20 protein-coding genes are annotated in these 20,246 nt (G+C 62.9%); 8 read left to right on the top strand and 12 right to left on the bottom strand.

The features are described 5' to 3' along the window. The first annotated feature begins 8 nt into the window (after window positions 1-8). The 5 genes from trxA (at window position 9) to N4G42_RS09660 (ending at window position 5,405) form a co-directional block, all read left to right on the top strand. Window positions 9-341, top strand: a complete 333-nt coding sequence (gene trxA / locus N4G42_RS09680; RefSeq protein WP_008906761.1) for a thioredoxin TrxA — start codon at window positions 9-11, stop codon at window positions 339-341. Between the two features lie 277 nt (window positions 342-618). Beyond that, on the top strand, window positions 619-1,881 hold the full coding sequence (gene rho, locus N4G42_RS09675; RefSeq protein WP_056067265.1) for a transcription termination factor Rho: 1,263 nt from the start codon (window positions 619-621) through the stop codon (window positions 1,879-1,881). A gap of 92 nt (window positions 1,882-1,973) precedes the next feature. Continuing rightward, window positions 1,974-2,228 carry a type B 50S ribosomal protein L31 gene (locus tag N4G42_RS09670; RefSeq protein WP_015013594.1) on the top strand — a complete coding sequence of 85 codons (255 nt, stop codon included), beginning with the start codon at window positions 1,974-1,976 and terminating at the stop codon, window positions 2,226-2,228. Window positions 2,229-2,337: 109 nt separating this feature from the next. Beyond that, entirely contained in the window at window positions 2,338-4,038 is a 1,701-nt protein-coding gene (locus tag N4G42_RS09665) for a hypothetical protein (RefSeq protein ID WP_260666989.1), read from the top strand. Then, window positions 4,038-5,405, top strand: coding sequence for an MATE family efflux transporter (locus N4G42_RS09660; protein WP_260666988.1), 1,368 nt, complete (start codon window positions 4,038-4,040; stop codon window positions 5,403-5,405). Before N4G42_RS09665 ends, N4G42_RS09660 begins: the two co-directional genes overlap by 1 nt. Here the strand turns inward: N4G42_RS09660 and phoR are convergent. The 7 genes from phoR to pstS form a co-directional block, all read right to left on the bottom strand. Next, a complete protein-coding gene (phoR, locus tag N4G42_RS09655) occupies window positions 5,359-6,702 on the bottom strand; it encodes a phosphate regulon sensor histidine kinase PhoR (RefSeq protein WP_260666987.1) in 1,344 nt (447 codons plus the stop codon). The two genes, N4G42_RS09660 and phoR, sit on opposite strands and share 47 nt — an antisense overlap. A gap of 166 nt (window positions 6,703-6,868) precedes the next feature. Next, a complete protein-coding gene (gene phoB, locus N4G42_RS09650) occupies window positions 6,869-7,576 on the bottom strand; it encodes a phosphate regulon transcriptional regulator PhoB (RefSeq protein WP_015013590.1) in 708 nt (235 codons plus the stop codon). 21 nt (window positions 7,577-7,597) lie between these two features. Further along, entirely contained in the window at window positions 7,598-8,299 is a 702-nt protein-coding gene (phoU, locus tag N4G42_RS09645; RefSeq protein ID WP_010457902.1) for a phosphate signaling complex protein PhoU, read from the bottom strand. An 11-nt stretch (window positions 8,300-8,310) separates the two neighbouring features. Continuing rightward, entirely contained in the window at window positions 8,311-9,093 is a 783-nt protein-coding gene (gene pstB, locus N4G42_RS09640; RefSeq protein WP_056067255.1) for a phosphate ABC transporter ATP-binding protein PstB, read from the bottom strand. Between the two features lie 61 nt (window positions 9,094-9,154). Beyond that, window positions 9,155-10,009 (bottom strand): phosphate ABC transporter permease PstA, encoded by an 855-nt coding sequence (gene pstA / locus N4G42_RS09635; protein WP_056067253.1) that lies wholly within the window; start codon window positions 10,007-10,009, stop codon window positions 9,155-9,157. A 41-nt stretch (window positions 10,010-10,050) separates the two neighbouring features. Next, entirely contained in the window at window positions 10,051-11,040 is a 990-nt protein-coding gene (pstC, locus tag N4G42_RS09630; RefSeq protein WP_369817010.1) for a phosphate ABC transporter permease subunit PstC, read from the bottom strand. Between the two features lie 109 nt (window positions 11,041-11,149). Next, entirely contained in the window at window positions 11,150-12,172 is a 1,023-nt protein-coding gene (gene pstS, locus N4G42_RS09625; protein ID WP_260666986.1) for a phosphate ABC transporter substrate-binding protein PstS, read from the bottom strand. 264 nt (window positions 12,173-12,436) lie between these two features. Here pstS and N4G42_RS09620 point away from each other — a divergent pair, with 264 nt between their 5' ends. Continuing rightward, window positions 12,437-13,915, top strand: coding sequence for a Ppx/GppA phosphatase family protein (locus N4G42_RS09620; protein WP_260666985.1), 1,479 nt, complete (start codon window positions 12,437-12,439; stop codon window positions 13,913-13,915). A gap of 52 nt (window positions 13,916-13,967) precedes the next feature. Next, window positions 13,968-14,495 carry a hypothetical protein gene (locus N4G42_RS09615; protein WP_260666984.1) on the top strand — a complete coding sequence of 176 codons (528 nt, stop codon included), beginning with the start codon at window positions 13,968-13,970 and terminating at the stop codon, window positions 14,493-14,495. A 64-nt stretch (window positions 14,496-14,559) separates the two neighbouring features. On the opposite strand, the gene sixA is transcribed toward N4G42_RS09615, so the two are convergent. The 5 genes from sixA to N4G42_RS09590 all read right to left on the bottom strand — a co-directional run bounded on the left by sixA (window position 14,560) and on the right by N4G42_RS09590 (window position 20,056). Continuing rightward, window positions 14,560-15,024 (bottom strand): phosphohistidine phosphatase SixA, encoded by a 465-nt coding sequence (gene sixA / locus N4G42_RS09610; protein WP_056067241.1) that lies wholly within the window; start codon window positions 15,022-15,024, stop codon window positions 14,560-14,562. Beyond that, window positions 15,021-17,081 carry a polyphosphate kinase 1 gene (gene ppk1, locus N4G42_RS09605; protein ID WP_260667107.1) on the bottom strand — a complete coding sequence of 687 codons (2,061 nt, stop codon included), beginning with the start codon at window positions 17,079-17,081 and terminating at the stop codon, window positions 15,021-15,023. The genes sixA and ppk1 overlap by 4 nt, the downstream gene beginning before the upstream one ends. A gap of 174 nt (window positions 17,082-17,255) precedes the next feature. Beyond that, window positions 17,256-18,347, bottom strand: coding sequence for a glycosyltransferase family 1 protein (locus N4G42_RS09600; RefSeq protein ID WP_260666983.1), 1,092 nt, complete (start codon window positions 18,345-18,347; stop codon window positions 17,256-17,258). Next, window positions 18,344-19,213, bottom strand: a complete 870-nt coding sequence (locus tag N4G42_RS09595; protein ID WP_260666982.1) for a UDP-2,3-diacylglucosamine diphosphatase — start codon at window positions 19,211-19,213, stop codon at window positions 18,344-18,346. Before N4G42_RS09595 ends, N4G42_RS09600 begins: the two co-directional genes overlap by 4 nt. Window positions 19,214-19,216: 3 nt before the next feature. Further along, window positions 19,217-20,056: a GNAT family N-acetyltransferase gene (locus tag N4G42_RS09590; protein ID WP_056067235.1), complete on the bottom strand. Its 840-nt coding sequence runs from the start codon at window positions 20,054-20,056 to the stop codon at window positions 19,217-19,219. Between N4G42_RS09590 and N4G42_RS09585 the strand changes: the two genes are divergently transcribed. After that, complete coding sequence (locus tag N4G42_RS09585) at window positions 20,055-20,237, top strand: hypothetical protein (protein WP_143227256.1); 183 nt, start codon at window positions 20,055-20,057, stop codon at window positions 20,235-20,237. The two genes, N4G42_RS09590 and N4G42_RS09585, sit on opposite strands and share 2 nt — an antisense overlap. Window positions 20,238-20,246: the final 9 nt, after the last annotated feature.

Genomic DNA, 20,246 nt, shown 5'->3' with positions numbered 1-20,246 from the left:
ATTCCGCCATGGCCAGCGAACTCATCAAACATGTCTCCGACGCCAGCTTTGAAGCCGACGTGCTCCAACCGGGCTCCGCCGTGCTGGTGGACTACTGGGCTGAGTGGTGCGGTCCCTGCAAGATGATTGCTCCCATCCTGGACGAAGTCGCAGGCACCTACCAAGGCAAGCTGCAGATCGCCAAGATGAACGTGGACGAAAACCGCGAAATCCCCGCCAAGTTCGGCATCCGCGGCATCCCCACCCTGATGCTGTTCAAGGATGGCCAACTGGCAGCCACCAAGGTCGGCGCGATGAGCAAGGCCCAGTTGACCGCCTTCATCGACCAACAACTGGCCTGACCCACTGCCCCAAGCCCCCTCGGTACGACTGCCGATGGGGCTTTTTTGTTAAGCGATAGACCTGCGGGGAAACAACAGGCTGGCAGTTGCGCAACCTCACACCTTGCGCCCCTGAGGCCCCCGCATTTTTTCCTGTCATAATTCCCACAGATCACCGGGCTGCATGCATTGGCAGCCGGACCAAGATCCCTGGCGAGCCGGACCTGCAAACAGCAGCCCATTCGGCATCAGCCCATCTCCCCCAAGATTCATACCAGCTCCGCCAAGGAGTCAATCCATGCACTTAAACGAACTCAAGGCACTGCACGTGTCTGAAGTCCTGAAGCAGGCCGAAGAACTCGAAATCGAAAACACGGGCCGCATGCGCAAGCAGGAGTTGATGTTTGCCATCATCAAGAAGCGCGCCAAGGCGGGTGAGCAAGTGTTTGCAGACGGCGTGCTGGAAATCCTGCCTGATGGCTTCGGCTTTTTGCGCAGCCCGGACACCAGCTTCACCGCCAGCACGGACGATATCTACATCAGCCCCAGCCAGGTGCGTCGCTTCAACCTGCACACCGGAGACATGATCGAAGGCGAAGTGCGCACGCCCAAGGACGGCGAGCGCTACTTTGCACTGACCAAGCTCGACAAGGTCAACGACGGCCCCCCAGAGCAAAACAAGCACAAGGTCATGTTCGAGAACCTGACGCCCCTGTTCCCCAAGGAGCAGATGCGACTGGAGCGCGACGTCAAGAGCGAAGAGAACATCACCGGCCGCATCATCGACATCATCGCGCCCATTGGCCGCGGCCAGCGTGCGCTGATCGTCGCGCCGCCCAAGAGCGGCAAGACGGTGATGATGCAGCACATCGCCCACGCCATTACGGCCAACAACCCCGACGTGCACCTGATGGTGCTGCTGGTGGACGAGCGCCCTGAAGAAGTGACCGAAATGCAGCGCACGGTCAAGGGAGAGATCATCGCCTCCACCTTCGACGAGCCCGCCGCCCGCCACGTGCACGTGGCCGAGATGGTGATCGAGCGCGCCAAGCGCCTGGTCGAGCTCAAGAAGGACGTGGTGATCCTGCTGGACTCCATCACCCGCCTGGCCCGCGCCTACAACAACGTCGTGCCGTCGAGCGGCAAGGTGCTGTCTGGGGGTGTGGATGCCGCCGCACTCCAGCGCCCCAAGCGCTTCTTTGGCGCTGCGCGCAAAGTTGAGGAAGGTGGCTCGCTCACCATCATCGCCACGGCGCTGGTCGATACCGGCAGCCGCATGGATGAAGTGATCTTTGAAGAATTCAAGGGCACGGGCAACTGCGAAATCCACCTGAACCGCCGCCTGTACGAAAAGCGCGTGTTCCCTGCCATCGAGCTCAACAAGAGCGGCACCCGCCGCGAAGAACTGCTTCTGGCCCCCGAGATCCTGCAAAAGACCCGCATCCTGCGCCAGTTCATGTACAACATGGACGAGATCGAGTCCATGGAGCTCATGATCAAGAACATGAAGGCCACCAAGACCAATGTGGACTTCTTCGACATGATGCGTCGCGGGGGCTAATTCTCAGCCTGTGCAATAATAGAGGGCTTTTTCTTGCGGAAAGTACATCGGACTGGCCGGTGCGGCTCCCGCAGTTGACTCAAAGGAAGATCATGAAAGAAGGCATTCACCCCAACTACCGCGAAGTTCTGTTCGTGGACCTGTCCAACGGTTTCAAGTTCGTGACCCGCTCGTGCGTGAACACCAAGGAAACCGAAACCCACGAAGGCAAGGAATACCCGCTGTTCAAGCTGGATACCTCTTCTGAATCGCACCCCTTCTACACCGGCACGCAAAAGTCCGTGGACAACATGGGTGGCCGCGTGGAGCGCTTCCGCAACCGTTTCGGCAAGACCGCAGCGAAGTAAATCGCCCCTGCGATCCCGCCAAAAAGGCAGCCCGGGCAACCGGGCTGCCTTTTTTCATGGGTTTTGCCTTTATTCTCGGTGGCTCCTTTGCCCAGCCGCCCACTGCCGCGTGACTCCACCCACACCCGCCATCGTTACCCAGAACGCCGTCAGCCCACTGCCCCGCTGGGCGCTGCTGCTGCTGTGCATTGCCTACGTAGTGCCCGGCTTTGTGGGCCGGGATCCGTGGAAGAACGCAGACGTCACCGCTTTTGGCTACATGCTGGAGCTCGCCCAGGGACGCACTCCCTGGCTCAGTCCGCTGCTCGGTGGCATGCCCCCCGAAACCGAAGGGCTGCTGCCCTACTGGCTGGGGGCCTGGGCTGTGCAGATGGCACCGGCCTGGCTGTCGCCGGAGATGGCGGCCCGCATACCGTTCATCGCGCTCCTGGTCATCACCCTGATGGCCACCTGGTATGGCGTGTACTACCTGGCCCGCAGCCCGGGCGCCCAACCGGTTGCGTTTGCTTTTGGCGGCGAGGCTTCCCCACTGGACTATGCGCGTGCCATTGCCGATGGCGCCTTGCTGGCGCTGATCGCCTGCCTGGGTCTGGCGCAGCTCTCGCATGAGGTCACGAGCTATCTGGCTCAGCTTGGCTGCACCGCTTTGCTGTTTTTTGCGGTGGCCGCCATGCCCCACCGTACCGTGGCGCCCGCCGTGGCCCTGGTACTGGGCATGGCCGGGCTCACGCTGTCCGGAGCCCCCGCCCTTACGGCCTTATTGGGTATGGGTGGCGCGTTGCTGGCGCTGTTTGCACCCGCTGGCAACACCGACCGCCGCTGGCGCTGGGCCGCCGTGCTGGCCGCAGCCACACTGGCGGCTGCCGCCCTGGCCCAGGGTCTGGACCTTTGGCGCTGGCGTGTTGTGGGGTTCGATGGTGGTGGCAAGGACTGGCTGAGTCTGGCGCGCCTGCTGCTGTGGTTTGGCTGGCCGGCCTGGCCACTGGCACTGTGGACCTTGTGGCGCTGGCGCCAGCAGATCTTCAGCCGCCCTGGCCAACGGCACCTGCTGCTGCCCCTGTGGTTCACTATGGTGTCGATTGGCGCCACCATCACCACCCAGCCGGCCGACCGGGCATTGCTGCTGGGCCTGCCCGCCCTGGCTGCGCTGGCAGCCTTTGCCCTGCCTACGCTGCGCCGCAGCGTGGGGGCCTTGATCGACTGGTTCACGCTGCTGTTCTTCACCGCATCGGCCCTCGCGATCTGGGTGATCTGGATTGCCATGCAGACCGGGGTGCCTGCCAAACCTGCCGCCAACGTGGCCAAGCTGGCGCCCGGGTTCGTGCCGCAGTTTTCTGCACTGGCTTTGCTGGTGGCCGTGGCGGCCACCGTGGGTTGGTGTGGTCTGGCGTGGTGGCGCGCATCCCGCAACCGGGCCCCCATCTGGAAGAGCCTGGTGCTGCCCGCAGGTGGTGCTGCCCTGGGCTGGCTTTTGCTGATGACCCTGTGGCTGCCCCTGCTGGACTACGCACGCAGCTATGGTCCGCAGGTGCGCAGTGTGGTGGCAGCCCTGGGGCCGGAGCCCGGGTGCATTCAGACCGTCGGGCTGAACCGCGCTCAGGTGGCGGCTCTGCAGTTCCATGGACAGCTGTCGCTGCAGCGCGCGGGCCTGCAGGATGAATGCCAGTGGCTGCTGGTGGACAGCGCCTCCTGGCCCGCGTCCGAGCGCATGGTCCGCGCTGAGCTGTGGGAAGCCCGGGCCACCCTGCCCCGCCCCACCGACAAGAACGAGAACCTGCTGCTGTTCCGCCGTGCGGCCCCGGCCCGCTGATGTCGGAGCTGTCCACCATCACCCGGCACGCCGTGACCGTACTGGCGGGGCAATTGGCGGTCATGGCCTTCGGGGTGACGGACACCATCGTGGCGGGGCGCTACAGCGAATCGTCGCTGGCCGCGCTGTCCGTGGGGTCGGCCATCTTCATCAGTGTGTACGTCGCACTGATCGGCGTGCTGCAGGCACTCCTCCCCGTGTGGGCCGAACAGCGCGGCGCGCAACAGCCTGAGGCCGTAGGCCGATCACTGCGACAGGCCTTGTACCTGTGCGCTGCTGCTTCAGTGGTGGGCATGGCGGTGCTGCTATCGCCAGGCGCGCTGCTGCGCTGGACGGAGGTCCCCCCTGCGCTTCGCCCGCAGGTAGAAAACTACCTGGCTGTGCTGGCACTGGCACTCCCACCCGCCCTGCTGTTCCGGATCTACAGCACCCTCAACCAGGCCCTGGGCCATCCGCGTCTGGTCACCTGGCTACAGGTGGGCTCGCTGCTGATCAAGCTGCCGCTGTCGGTGTGGTTCACCTTTGGCGGCGGGGGCCTGCCCGCGCAGGGGGTGGTGGGCTGCGCCTGGGCCACGCTGGTCGTCAACTGCAGCATGCTGGCCCTGGCTGTGTGGCTGCTGCGCACGCAGGACATCTATACCCCCCTGGGGCTGTGGCGCCGCATGGAGCCCCCGCACTGGCCCACCATTGCAGGCTTTGCCAGGCTCGGCATTCCAGCAGGCCTGGCCGTGATGGTGGAGGTGACCTCCTTCACCCTGATGGCCTTGTTCATCGCGCGCCAGGGCACCACCTCGGCGGCCGCCCACCAGATCGCCGCCAACATGGCTGCCGTGCTTTACATGGTGCCGCTGTCGCTGTCCATCGCCACCAGCGCGCGGGTGAGCTACTGGCTGGGCGCACAGCAGCCCCAGCGAGCCCGTCAGGTGGTTTTGATGGGTTTTTCGCTTGCTGCGCTAGTGGGTATTGCCTTGGCAGCTACTCTATTGATAGCAAGACACTCGGTCAGCCAGATCTACACCGACAACGCCAGCGTGGCAGCCGTGGCCGGCACGGTGCTGGTCTGGGTGGCGGCGTACCACGCTGCCGATGCGGTGCAGACGCTGTGCGTGTTTGTGCTGCGCTGCTACCGCATCACGCTGGCGCCACTGGTGGTGTACTGCGCGCTGCTGTGGGGGGCTGGCCTGGCGGGCGGCTACTGGCTGGCTTATGGGGGCAGCGGGCCTTGGTCGGGTGTGGCTTCGCCCACTCCCTTCTGGGCGGCCAGCGCGGCGGCGCTCGCAGTCACCGCACTGCTGTTCGTCGCCATGCTCTGGCGAGCCATCAACCCGGCAAGGAAAAACCCCGCAAACGGTTGGCCGGGAAAGTGACCGAAAACACCGAGCCCTTGCCCAGCGTGCTCGCGATGTCCAGCGTGGCGCCATGGCGCTGCAGCACATGCTTGACGATGGCCAGGCCCAGGCCGGTGCCCCCGGTCTCGCGCGAACGGCTGCGGTCCACCCGGTAAAAGCGCTCTGTCAGGCGCGGGATGTGCTCGGGCGCAATGCCGGGGCCGGTGTCATGCACGGAGAACACGGCACTGCCATCCTCCTTGCGCAGCCACTGCACCTCGATGGAACCACCGCCGGGTGTGTAGCGCACCGCGTTGTTGACGAGGTTGGACAAGGCGCTTTGCAGTTCGGCAGGCACACCAGCAATCTCGCCTTCGGCCCGCAGCAAATCGGCCGCCGGAAAGCGCATCGTATGGGGACGCTGCTGGTTCTGTGTGAGCAGCGTCGACAGGGCGCGGCCCTCTTCCTCGCAGCGCTGCATCAGTGACTGAACAGGTGTCCATTCGGCCATGCCGGGCAGCGGGCTGCCCTCCAGCCGCGACAGCGTGAGCAGGTCCTGCACCACACTTTGCATGCGCTGCGCCTGCTGCGCCATCATGCCCAGGTAGCGCGAGCGCTCGTCGGCGCTCAGCGGCAAGGTCTGCAAGGTTTCGACAAAACCGGTGAGCACCGTGAGGGGTGTGCGGATCTCGTGCGACACGTTGGCCACAAAGTCTCTCCGCATCGCGTCGGCCTGCTCCAGCGCCGTCACGTCGCGTGACAGCAGCAGCGTGCGGCCATCACCATAGGGGTGCAGGTGCACCGAGATGCGTACGGGCCGCGACGGCGTGCTCAGGCGCCCCTCCAGGACCACATCGCTGGTGAAGTCCTTGGCAGCAAAGTAAGCCGTGAATTCAGGGTTGCGCAGCAGATTGCCAATGGACTGCATGACGTCGCGCTGCGCGTCAAAGCCAAACTGGTTGGCTGCCATCTGGTTGCACCATTCGATGCGGCCCTGCGCATCCAGCAGCACCACGCCGTTGGGGGAGGCCTGCAGGGCGGCCAGGATCTCCTGCAAACGGTCCTGGCTGTCGCGTATCTGCGCCTCCTGCTTGCGCAGCAGACGCCGCGCACGGTCCGCCGCCTCGCCCCAGATGCCACGCATGGACGGCACCGATGCCAGGTCGCCCGTGCGCAACCAGCGCAGCACCCGCACCCCCCGCAGCAAGTCCCACACGAACCACGCCCAGGCAGCAATGGCGGCCCCCAGTGCGACACCCCAGGGCCCGCCTTGCCACCACCCCAGGCCACCACCCGCCAACTGCCACAGCAGGAAAAACGAAATACGCCACAGCATGCGGATTGCAAAGCCTTCTCAGAAACGCCAGGGGCGCGACACTCGCGCCCATTGATCCATCACATCCATCCATCGCCACCACCGATGCACGCCGACCGCAGTGGCCCGCTGCACAGCAGCCATCGAGCGCGTCGCATCACTCACAGGCGGCAGCCCGCCTGCCCCATCAGGCCGACAGCGGCACCTGGGGTTGTGCAGTGAGCCGGTAGCCCGCGCCGCGCACCGTTTCCACCATCACGGACGCTGCACCCAGGGCCTCGCGCAGGCGCTTGACATGCACGTCCACCGTGCGCTCCTCGATGAAGACATGGTCGCCCCACACCTTGTCGAGCAGCTGTGAGCGGCTGTGCACGCGCTCGGCATGCTTCATCAAGAAATGCAGCAGCTTGAACTCCGTGGGCCCGACCTTCAGGGGCTGACCCTGGAAGGTCACCCGGTAGGTCGCGGCGTCCAGCACCAGCTCGCCAATGCTCACGCTGTCGCTCACCTGCTCAGGTGCGCGGCGGCGCAGGACCGCGCGGATGCGGGCCAGCAGCTCCTGCGTGGAAAAGGGCTTGGTGATGTAGTCGTCGGCACCGGCGTCCAGCCCGGCCACCTTGTCCGGCTCATCCCCACGCGCGGTGAGCATGAGGATGGGGATGGGCTTGGTGCGGCTGTCTGCACGCCACTTGCGCGCCAGCGACAGACCGCTCTGCCCCGGCAGCATCCAGTCGAGCAGGATCACATCGGGCAGCACGGCATCCAGCTCGCGCTGCGCGCTGTCGCCGTCTTCCGCCCAGAAGGGCTGGAAACCGTTGTGGCGCAGGTTGACTGCAATCAGTTCGGCAATCGCGGGTTCGTCCTCCACGATAAGGACACGGGGAAGCTTTCTCATGGTGATGTCAGCGCCCCGCACTTACAGCACTGCCGACTCGATCTCGTCGAGGGCTGTGTGGCGCACGTCCTTGCCCTTGACCAGATAGATGATGAGCTCGGCCACGTTCTTGGAATGGTCGCCAATGCGCTCGATGGCCTTGGCGAGGAACAGCAGATCCAGGCTGGGCGAGATGGTGCGGGGGTCTTCCATCATGTAGGTGATGAGCTTGCGCACGAAGCCGTCGAACTCCTTGTCGATGAGGTCGTCCTCCTTGAGGATGGCGACCGCCGCCTTCACGTCCAGCCTTGCAAACGCATCCAGCGTCTTGCGCAGCTGGCCCGAGGCCAGCTCGGCCGCCACCCGCAGGTCGCTCGATGGCAACGAGCGCGGGGCGCCGCCTTCGATGATGGAGCGCACCATGCGCGCCATCTTGTTGGCTTCGTCGCCCATGCGTTCCAGATTGGCCGTGGCCTTGGAGAAGGCCAGCAGCAGGCGCAGGTCACGCGCGGTGGGCTGGCGGCGGGCGATGATGGAGGACAGCTCCTGGTCGATCTCGACCTCCATCGCATTGATGCGGGTCTCCATCGAAGCCACCGTTTCCACGGCCTCCAGGCTGAATTGCGACAGCGCGTACACCGCCTGGCGAATCTGCGACTCCACCAAGCCGCCCATTTCCATGACGCGGGCAGAGACGCTGTTGAGTTCGCTGTCGAACTGGGACGAAAGATGTTTATCGGGCATCTGCTGTCTCCTTAGCCGAAACGGCCGGTGATGTAGTCTTCGGTTTCTTTGCGCTCGGGCTTGAAGAAGATCTGCTCGGTCGCACCGAACTCGATCATCTCGCCCAGGTACATGTAGGCGGTGAAGTCGCTGCAGCGGGCGGCCTGCTGCATGTTGTGGGTCACGATCGCAATGGTGTAGTCGTGCTTGAGCTCGTCGATCAGCTCTTCGATCTTGGCAGTGGACAACGGGTCCAGCGCCGAGGTGGGCTCGTCGAGCAACAGCACCGAAGGCTTCACCGCCACGCTGCGCGCAATGCACAGGCGCTGCTGCTGGCCGCCGGAGAGCGACAGGCCGCTCTGGTGCAGCTTGTCCTTCACCTCGGTCCACAGAGCGGCTTTGGACAGCGCCCACTCCACGCGGTCGTCCATCTCGCTCTTGCTCAGCGTCTCGTAAAGCTTCACGCCAAACGCGATGTTGTCGTAGATGGACATCGGGAACGGCGTGGGCTTCTGGAACACCATGCCGATGCGGGCGCGCAGCAGGTTGATGTCTTGCTTGGGGTCCAGGATGTCCTGACCATAGAAGCTGATGGAACCCTCGGCGCGCTGGCCGGGATACAGGCTGTACATACGGTTGAGCGTGCGCAGCAGCGTGGACTTGCCACAGCCCGAGGGGCCGATGAAGGCAGTGACCTTGTGCTCGGCGATGTCCAGGCTCACGTTGCGCAGGCCCTGGAACTTGCCGTAGAAAAAGCTTAGGTTACGCAGCTCCAGCGCGTTTTTGCTGGCAGTGGCGGTAGCAGTGGCGTTCATTGTCAATTCCTGAAAATGGAGGCAGTCTTGTCGATGGCGTTGGCCGCATCAGCCAACGAAATCACACGCGGTTCTTTTCGCGCAGGAACACCCGCGCCACGACGTTGAGGATCAGCACCGACAGCGTGATGAGCAGCGCACCGCCCCAGGCCAGGCGAACCCAGTTCTCGTACGGGCTCAGCGCAAACTGGAAGATCACGACCGGCAGGTTGGCCATGGGCGCATTCATGTTGGTGCTGAAGAACTGGTTGTTGAGCGCGGTGAACAGCAGGGGCGCGGTCTCGCCACTGATGCGGGCCACAGCCAGCAGCAGGCCAGTCATCACGCCGCTGCGAGCAGCACGCAGGGTGACCATGGTCGAGACCTTCCAGCGCGGTGCACCGAGGGCAAAGGCTGCTTCGCGCAGGCTGCCGGGCACCAGGCGCAGCATGTTCTCGGTGGTGCGCACCACCACCGGCACGGCGATGAGCGAGAGCGCCAGGCTGCCCGCCCAGCCCGAGAAGTTGCCCACGGTAGCGACCGCAATGGCATATACGAACAGGCCCAGCACGATGGAAGGGGCCGACAGCATGATGTCCGTCACAAAGCGGGTCAGTTCGGCGGTCTTGCTCTGGTCCCCGTATTCGGCCAGGTACACCCCCGCCAGCACGCCGATGGGCGTGGACACCAGCACGGTGAAGCCCACCATCAGCAGGCTGCCCACGATGGCGTTGGCCAGGCCACCGCCGTCGGAGCCGGGCGCCGGGGTGGACTGCGTGAACATGTTCCAGTCCAAAGCGGCAAAACCGTTGGACAGGAGCACGCTCAGGATCCAGAGCAGCACGAACAGGCCCAGTGCCATGGCGCCCAGTGACAGGGTCAGGCCAATGGCGTTGGAGCGCTGGCGCTTTTTGTAGAGTTGTTGATTGAATTCCATGGAGCTCGTCTCTGAAGAGGGTCGGGAGCGGGCTGCAGGGCTTACAGGCCCTTGGCCTTCTCGGCGCGCAGCAGCATGATCTTGGCGGCCGACAGCACCACAAACGTGATCACAAACAGCAGGAAGCCCAGGGCAAACAGCGTGGACAAATGAAAGTCCGCCGCCTCGCCAAACTCATTGGCCAGCGTGGATGCGATGGAAGTGCCTGGCGAGAACAGCGAGGTGGGCATGCGGTTGGCATTGCCGATCACAAAAGTGACGGCCATGGTCTCGCCCAAGGCCCGGCCCAGACCCAACATCACTCCGCCAATCACGCCCTTCTGCGTGTAGGGCAGCACCACGCGACGCACCACCTCCCAGGTCGTGCAACCCAGGCCATAGGCGGACTCGCGCAGGATGGGGGGAACAATCTCGAACACATCGCGCATCACTGCAGCCACAAAAGGCAACACCATGAAGGCCAGCACGATGCCCGCGGCCAGGATGCCAAATCCGTTGGTACTGCCGCCAAACAGGAAGCCGATCAGCGGCATGGAGCCGAGCAGCTTTTGCACGGGTACCTGGAAATGGTCTGCAAACAATGGCGCAAACACGAACAGGCCGAACATGCCGTAGATGATGGACGGGACGGCCGCCAGCAATTCCACCGCCGTGCCGAGCGGGCGGCGCAGCCAAACAGGGCAGGTTTCGGTCAGGAACAGCGCAATGCCGAATGCCAGTGGAACGGCGATCAGCAGTGCAATGCCTGCGCTGGCCAGGGTGCCGACGATGGCAATCGCCGCACCAAATTCTTCATTGATGATGTCCCACTCAGCGCGCCAGATGAACTGGATGCCAAACTTGTGAAAAGCTGGCCACGCGTAGATGAACAGCGAAACGATGATGCCCAGCAGCGCCACCAGCACCAGCAGCGACAGGCTCTGGGTCAGCCGATGGAAAACGATGTCCTGCAGGCGCTGCCTCTTGGCAATCGACACCATGGACGGTGTGGGGGCGTCCGTCATCTTGACGGACACGGGTTGCGAACTCATGGTGGTTCCCACGCTCATGTTGACTCCCATCTGGCTTCTGGAGACCCCACAAACCAGCGCCCATCGGTCAGACCAGCCGGCCGATGGGCACTATTCTGGGGCAAACCGCTTACTTCTTGATTTGCGACCAGACCTTGGAACGGATCTGCGCCGTCAGAGCGTCAGGCAGCGGCACGTAGTCCAGGTCAGCAGCCATGGTTTTGCCGTTCTTGAAGGCCCAGTCAAAGAATTTCAGGACTTCGGCTGACTGGGCTTTGTCTGCGGGGTCGGCGTACATGAGGATGAAGGATGCCGTGCTCACGGGCCAGCTGTTGGCACCCTTGGCGTTCACCATCGAAATACCCATGCCAGGCACGCTGAACCAGTCAGCGCTCGCAGCAGCCGCTGCAAAGGTGGCATCGTCGGGCGCCACATACTTGCCATCAGCGTTCTGCAGTTGCAAGAACGTCATGTTGTTCTTCTTGACGTAGGCGTACTCCACGTAGCCCAGGGCACCCTTCACACGGGTCACGTTGGCTGCAACACCTTCATTGCCCTTGCCTCCCACCGAAGACTGAGCAGGCCATTTCACTGCAGCACCCTTGCCCACCGTATCAGCCCATTCCTTGCTGACAGAGCTCAGGTAGTCGGTCCAGTTGAATGTGGTGCCAGAGCCATCGGCGCGGTGCACGATGGTGATGTTCTGGTCGGGCAGCGTCTTGCCGGGGTTCAGGGCTGCCAGCTTGGCATCGTTCCACTTGGTGATCTTGCCCAGATACATTTCGGCCAGGACGGCGCCGGTCACGCGCAGTTCGCCTGGCTTGAAACCGTCCAGATTCACCACAGGCACGGTGCCACCGATGATGGCAGGAAACTGCACCATGCCGTCTTTTTCCAGTTCAGCGCCCGACAGGGGGGCATCGGTAGCGCCAAAAGCCACGGTCTTGGCGCGGATCTGGCGAATACCACCCGAGGAACCGATGGACTGGTAGTTCAGACCCACGCCGGTTTCCTTCTTGTAGGCTTCAGCCCACTTGGCGTACATCGGGAAGGGGAACGTAGCGCCGGCGCCGGTGATGTCTGCCGCAAAGGCGTTGCCCACTGCCAGGGCGGCCAGAGCTACTGCGACGGTTTTGAGAAATACGCGTTTCATGAGGTACCTTTCGGCAGGGGTTAACAGGAACAGAGCGAACTCTAGAGGCCTATCGTGACAATTCAGTGACACAAAAGACCATCCTCAGACCATTGCAACACCCCTCATGACGCGGCGTCGCTGGCGTCATGAATGCGTCACACAACCTCGTCACACTCCCGCCATCTCCCGGTCACTTGCCCGCCCAGCCGATGGCGGCCCGCGCTTCGGGTCAGGCCAAGCGCATCGCGGTACGATGCCGCACGCAGCTCCCACCAAACACACATGCAGAACGGCACACGCCTCGCCGCAGTCGATCTCGGCTCCAACAGTTTTCGCCTGGAAATCGGGCGCTATGAGTTCGGACACGTCCAGCGGGTGGAATACCTCAAGGAAACCGTGCGCCAAGGCAACGGGCTGGATGAAGACCGCAACCTGACTCGCGACGCCATGGAGCGCGGCTGGGCTTGTCTGGCGCGCTTTGGCGAGCGCCTGGCGGGCTTTCCCCGCGCGCAGGTCCGTGCAGTGGCCACTCAAACACTGCGTGAAGCACGCAATCGCGAAGAATTCCTGTCACGCGGCAGTGAGGTGCTGGGATACCCTATCGATGTGGTGTCTGGCCCCGAAGAAGCCCGGTTGATTTACCAGGGCGTAGCCCGATTGCTGCCTCAGTCGGACGAGCGCCGCCTGGTGGTGGATATCGGAGGTCGGTCCACCGAATTGATCCTCGGCGAGCAGTTCACGCCCCACGCGGTGGCCTCTTTCCGGGTTGGCAGCGTCGCTTGGTCACAACGCTACTTTGCCAAGGGAGAGTTCTCTGCCCAGGCCTTCCTGGCGGCGGAGATTGCTGCCAAGGCCGTACTCGATGAGGCGCTGGAGACTTTTCGCCCCGATGCATGGGATGTTGCCTATGGGTCGTCTGGCACGGCGGGCGCCGTGGGGGACATTCTGTCCGCCGCAGGAGGTTCGCCGGGTCTGATCACCCGCGATGGGCTGAACTGGCTGCGGGAGCGTTTGCTCCGCGCCCAAAGTGCCGACCGGCTGCGCATGGACGGACTCAAGGAAGAGCGCCGTGCAGTCATCGGGGGGGGCATCAGCGTGCTGCGCGCCGTGTTTGACCTGCTGGACATCCATGAGATGCAGGTAGCGCAAGGAGCACTACGCCAGGGCGCCTTGTATGACCTTCTGGATCGGGAGCAACCCGGCACCGACCTTCGCACCACCACCGTCCAAGGGCTGATGCAGCGGTTTGGCGTGGACATGGAGCATGCAGACCGCGTGGCGCGCACCGCCTGCGCACTGTTTGACCAGGCTGCTCCACCCGGGAGCGAACGTGCCAGCCGCAAGCTGGACTGGGCAGCCCGCCTGCATGAGATTGGCTGCCGCATTTCCCACAGCGACTACCACCGACACGGCGCTTACATTCTCGACAACACTGACGCCGCTGGTTTTGCGGTGCCAGAACTGCACCGCCTGGGAGTGCTGGTGCAGGGGCAGCGGGGCAAGGTACGAAAGCTGGGGGTGGAACTCGACGATCCGATTTTTGTGCTGCAGCTCTTGTGCTTGCGCTTGGCCGTGGCGCTCTGCCATGCACGCCGGGAGCCCGATACCAAAGGACTGTCGTTGCAGCTGGACAGGCAGCGATTTGAGGTCAGCGCTCGCCCGGGATGGGCCATGGCATACCCACAGTCGGCCCACCTTCTGCGCGAAGAAATTCAAGCCTGGCAAAAAACCCCCTGGGAGCTGGCTGTGGGCATGCCTTGAGGGAAAACAATAAACGATATAAACTGTTTATACCGTTTATCAATCTTCTGTCATGACTGCTGCCACCACAACCCCCAGCCCCGTCGTCACCCCCGCCGCGCCCGCTGCCCAGCCCGCCAAGGCAGCCAAGCCAACCAAGCCGGAAACGGCACCCAAGGCTCCAAAGGCATCCAAGGCTGCAAAGCCCGCAAAAAAGGCCGTGGCAGAAAAGGCGCCAGCCTCCAAGCCAGCCACCGCGACCAAGGCAGCTTCCGTAGTGAAACCCACCAAGGCCACCGAGCCCAAGGGCAAAAAGCCCAAGCTGGTCCGTGACAGCTTCACCATCCCCAAAGACGAGTACGCGGTGCTCGACACCCTGAAAGACCGTGCCACAGCACTGGCCCACCCCGTCAAGAAAAGCGAGCTGTTGCGCGCAGGGCTCAAGGTGCTGGCAGGTCTGTCAGACAGCGCGTTGCGCAGCGCTTTGCAAGCTGTGCCTTCCATCAAGACCGGTCGCCCAAAGGCCGACACAGCTGAAGCCGCGCTATCTGTCACTGCAAAGGCAACGACCAAGACCAACGGCAAAGCAGGACGCAAGTAAATCTGTCCCGAGACACGGCGTGTCCAGGGGCACGGCTTCGGGCCCTCGGACATCGCCGGGTAAGCTAAAGAAACTCCGGTGACTGCACTGCCATGAGCACGGTCTGGCTGTGGTCCCAGCGCTGGCGCTGGCGCAACCACCACACGGAGCCCTTGCGCACAGGGCACTCGGGGGCCTGTAGTTGCAACAACTGGGCAACGGTCTGGCCCAGCATGGGCTGATGCCCCACCACCAGAACAGCGCCCTTGGCACGCGGCCATTGCACGAGCTCTAGCAAATCCTGTGGTGTACCGCCAGGCAACAACTCGGCGCGCATCTTGAATTTGCGGCCCAAAGCGTGGGCAGTTTGCTCAGTCCGCCGCGCTGGACTTGCCACCACCCTCAGGCCTTCCGGCAGTTGACGATCAAGCCAGGCCGCCATGCGCGCCGCCTGCTTCTCGCCCCGGGCCGTGAGCGGGCGTGCAAGATCATCGCTACCGTCTTCTGCCTCTTCCGCCTCGGCATGACGCCAAAGGATCAAATCCATCATGCGACCCCTGGCTCCTCGCGACCCAGAGCAGGCCGTGGCCCATAGCGCACCATCAACGCGTTTTGGGCACCACTACCGTCCACCGGGTGCACAGCGCGGTCGTAGACGCCGGCGGCATTCAACGTCCAGGCATCGCGGTCATCACACAGGTAGGCCACCAAACATTCATCAATGATCTGCTGGCGCAGCTTGGGGTCAGTCACTGGCCACGCCAGCTCGACGCGGCGCATCATGTTGCGGTTCATCCAATCGGCACTCGACAGATAGAGGTCTTCTTCGCCCCCCGCGCGGAAATAGAAAACACGCGTGTGCTCCAGGAACCGACCAATCACCGAGCGCACCCGGATGTTGTCAGTCACTCCCGGCACCTGCGGGGCCAGCATGCAGGCCCCGCGCACAATCAGATCGATGCGTGCGCCGCGCTGCCCAGCGAGGATCAACGCCCGCATCAATCCCTCGTCGGTCAGGGCATTCATCTTGGCAACGATCCGTGCGTCTTCCCCGCGGCTGGCCGCCAGTCCCACGCGCTCGATTTTCTCGATCATGCGGCGATGCAAATGGAACGGTGCCAGCATGAGCTTGCGCAGCTTGGGAGGCCGGTTCTGGCTGGCCAGGTGATTGAAAACACCGTCCATATCGGCAGTGGTTTCTTCATCTGCCGTGAGGTAACTCAGGTCGGTGTACAGCTTGGCCGTGCGCACGTTGTAGTTGCCCGTGGAGAGATGGCCGTACCGGCGTAACTGCCGCCCTTCACGGCGTGTGACGAGCAGCATCTTCGCGTGGGTCTTGAGGCCCACGACGCCATAGACCACCTGCGCCCCAATCGACTCCAGCGCCTCTGCCCAATTGATGTTGGCCTCCTCGTCAAAGCGTGCTTTCAGCTCCACCACCGCCATCACCTCCTTGCCTCGGCGTACCGCCTCGCTGAGCAGGTCCATGAGTTCGGAGTCGGCGCCCGTGCGGTAAATGGTCTGTTTGATGACCAGTACGTCCGGGTCGTTCACAGCCTCCCGCAGGAACGCAAGCAAACCATCAAAGCTCTCGAACGGCTGGTGGATCAACACGTCGCGCTCGCACAGTTGGCCCATAATGGACACCCCTGACTGGAGCTGACGTGGCCAAGCGGAACTCCATGGCGGGAACAGCAACGCGGGATCGTTCACCAAGTCCACCAGCTGATTCAGGCGCACCAAGTTCACAGGACCATGTACACGGTACAAGGCCGCGTTGGGCAGATCAAATTGCTGCAACAAGAAGTCGGACAGGAAGCGAGAGCAACCCGCAGAGACTTCCAGGCGCACTGCCTGCCCGTAATGACGGTGCTGCAGGCCTTGCCGCAAGGCGGTGCGCAGGTTACGCACATCCTCTTCATCCAGTGCCAGATCGGAATGGCGTGTGACACGAAACTGGGAAAACTCCGTCACTTCGCGGCCAGGAAAGAGGTCTTCCAAATGGGCACGCACGATGCTGGACAAGCTGACGAACAACGCCCCGTCGGACGCGACCTTCTTTGGCATGCGGATCAGACGGGGCAGTGCACGCGGCACCTTGACGATGGCGATTTCGTTCTCGCGGCCGAAGGCATCATGCCCCTTGAGACGCACGATGAAGTTCAACGACTTATTAGCCACCTGCGGAAACGGGTGGGCCGGGTCGAGTCCCACCGGAATCAACAGGGGACGGACCTCGCGCGCAAAATACTCGTGCACCCAGCGCCTCTGCTCTGCGGAGCGGTCACCATGCGCCACGATACGTATCCCATGCTTTGCAAATGCGGGAACCAGTGCTTCGTTGTACAGCGCGTATTGCCGCTCTACCAGGTCGTGTACCTGAGCGGACAGGGCCTCGAACGACGCCGCGGTGTAGAGCCCCTTGGTCTCGCCCTTCTTGGCCGCCGTGATGTGCGCTGCAGCACGTACTTCAAAAAACTCGTCGAGGTTGGATGACACGATGCACAGGTAGCGCAGCCGCTCCAGCAGCGGGACATCTGTGCGAACCGCCCAGTCGAACACGCGTTCGTTAAATGCCAGGATGCTGTGGTCGCGGTCCAGAAACATGTGGGGGGCGACGCCCGTGACAGCCCCCACAGCCGCAAAATCGTTGTCATGTGACACGGCGTGCGAGGAGTCCGCGACAGCATCGGGGTGCTCGCGCTGCAAAGGGATGGAATCAACAGGAGGCAGGGGCAGCATGGATACGCGCGTACAGCAATTGCGGAATCGCTGCAGTATTTAACGCCCAGATGACAACTGCGTGACAGACTTTGTGACAGACACGAAAACTCCCTGCGAGCTGGAGCGGGCTGGCACCAGGTACTGTTGAAACAGCCTGGCCGCATGTGCCCAGGTGAACTCCAGCGCCCGGCTTCGTGCTTCGGACCTGGGTATGGACAAGGCCTGCTGCGTGGCCGCCAGAAGGCTCGCGTGCAACACGCCGCCCATCGGCACCCTGCCGTCCCCTGCACCCAAGACCTCCCGCGGACCATCTTCAGGAAAGGCAGCGACCGGCGTGCCGCAAGCCATTGCCTCCAGCATGACCAGCCCAAAGGTTTCGGAGCGGCTCGGAAACACAAAGACATCGGCCGAGGCGTAGACCTGTGCCAGCGCCTCCCGGTCCAGAATGCCAAGCCAGCGTACCTGCGGGTACTTGGCTTTCAGCCGTGCCTCGAGCGGGCCTACACCACACACCACCTTCGTGCCCGGCATGTCCATCTGCAAAAAGGCATCGATGTTCTTTTCATATGAAATGCGCCCCACATAAAGCGCCACAGGATGCGCCAGAACGCCAGTGAGCGGACTCTGACAGACCTCACCATGAAAGCGAAACGCCTGGGTGTCCACACCGTGCGTCCATAACCGCAGTTGGCGAAAGCCCCGCTGCTGCAGCATTTGCAAGACACCCTGCGTAGGAACCATCACCCCCGACGAAGGGCGATGGAAATGCCTGAAAAGCGCATAACCCCAACCCAGTGGTATGCGCAAGGCTGCCTGAAGAATCTCGGGAAACCTTGTATGAAAGGCTGTGGTGAACGCCAGGCCACGCTTGAGACAGTAACGACGCCCCGCCCAGCACAGAGGCCCCTCGGTCGCCAGATGAATGGCATCGGGCTGCAGCGCGTCCAACTTCTGGGCGAGTGACTTGTAGGGTCGCACCGCTAGATCAATACCAGCGTAACCGGGACAAGGACGGGTAAAAAACTGACCAGGATGCAGCACCTGCACGTCATGCCCGGCATCTTCCAGCTCTCGCACCAACTCGACCAAAGTGGTCACCACGCCATTGACCTGCGGCAGCCATGCATCAGTCAGCAGCGCAATCTTCATGCGGACACCCGTGTGGCCTGGCTGGACAGATTGGCTGCGGGCACAGCGGGCCATTGCAACAGCTCCAGCCGACCATCAAGGTGCTCGACGAGTGCTGTGTGGCTCTCCACCCAGTCGCCATCGTTGCAATACAAGGTGCCACCAATCTCGCGCATCTCCGCGCGGTGGATATGTCCGCAGACCACTCCGTCATGCCCGCGGCGACGGGCCTCTGCGGCCACCGCCACTTCAAAATCGGTGACGTAGTTGAGCGCCTTTTTTACCTTGCCTTTCAGGTAAGCTGACAAAGACCAATACGGAAGCCCCATCCGCGCCCGAAGGATGTTGAGATGGCGGTTCAGCTTGAGCGTGAATTCATAGAGGTTGTCACCAACGTAGGCGAGCCATTTGGCACACTGGATCACACCATCGAAGTGATCACCATGCGTGACCCACAGGCTGCGCCCATCTGCAGTGGTGTGCACAGCATCGGGCACCACCTCGATACCGCCAAAAGAATGCCCCACAAAGGCTCGGGCAAATTCGTCGTGGTTGCCAGGAACAAACACCACGCGGCACCCCTTGCGCGCGCGGCGCAACAGCTTTTGCACCACATCGTTATGCGCCTGTGGCCAGAACCACCGGCGGCGCAACTGCCACCCATCGACGATGTCTCCCACCAGGTACAGATGATCGCTGGGATGGTGCTTCAGAAAATCCAGAAGCGCTTCAGCCTGACACCCAGGCGTGCCGAGGTGCAAATCCGAAATGAACACCGCACGGAACCGGCGTTGACCGGCAAACGCCGCAAGGGCGTCGGGCTCTGCATCCTGCGGCACCTGGGACTCGTTCAACCAAGGGCCCAGGGCGTCGAACGCGGCACGCACCGGTCAGGCCCCCAGAAAATGCTTGCGGTAGCGGGGATGCAGGTCGGCCAGCCGCATCAGCATGGGCAGGTCGGCGGTATTGAAGTCCGGATCCCACGCCGGTGCACCCAGTACACGGGCGCCCAGTCGCAGATAGCCTTTGATCAAGGCCGGTGGGTCCACGGCAATGGATCCGTCCAGATGCTCCACGGGCAACGGTAGGCGCGGCAGCACGTGGTATTCGATGGGTGCCAGATGGGTCTTTCGCACTTGCTGCCAGATGCTGGCCGCAGCGTCGCCGCTAACCACGCCATTGTGAAGCATGGGAATGCTGGCACAGCCGATCATCGTGTCGAGTTCGTTGCGCACCATGAAGTCCGCCAGCGCGCTCCACAGCGCCATGATCACGCCGCCGTGGCGGTGGTCGGGATGTACACAGCTGCGGCCCAGCTCCACCATGCGCGGGCGCAGCGTGCGCAAGCGCGTCAAGTCGAATTCGGTGTCGCTGTAAGTTCCGCCCACCCGCTTGGCCTGCGCGGGCGTCAGCACCCGGTAAGTCCCAATGACTTGCTGGCTCGGAGCGTCGCGCACCAGAAGATGCTCGCAATAGTCGTCAAACAGGTCCACGTCGTGGCCAGGAATGGGGGTCGTCAATCGAGCGCCCATCTCTGCCGCGAACACCTCAAACCGCAAGCGCTGTGCCTCACGGACCTCATCCAGATGCCTGGCCCAAGTCACCTCGATAGCACCACGCGCCGGGATAGCATGCACAGCGCCCGGCACAACACCAGAAGGCTGAACAATACCGGTACCTGTAGCCTCCGGCGATGTGGACAACTGCATCAAAGTGGGCAGGTCGTTCATGGACAACGTCTCCTTCGGTAAGAACGGGCACAGCTGGAATTTCCAAACAGAGCGGGAATCCGCTTTCCTGGCCGGGAGTGTGAAAGCCGCGCATGACATGCCCATGTCTTCGGCGTGTCAACGCCATGACAATGCGCGCTTTCCATTGGCACGGGCCCTCACCGATGGCCTGCATAATTGACTGAGGAAC

It is taken from the genome of Acidovorax sp. K2F (genome assembly GCF_025246485.1).
Lineage (GTDB): Bacteria > Pseudomonadota > Gammaproteobacteria > Burkholderiales > Burkholderiaceae_C > Acidovorax > Acidovorax delafieldii.
Note: the sequence above shows the minus strand (reverse complement) of the source record. Positions and strands in the feature narration are given on the sequence as shown.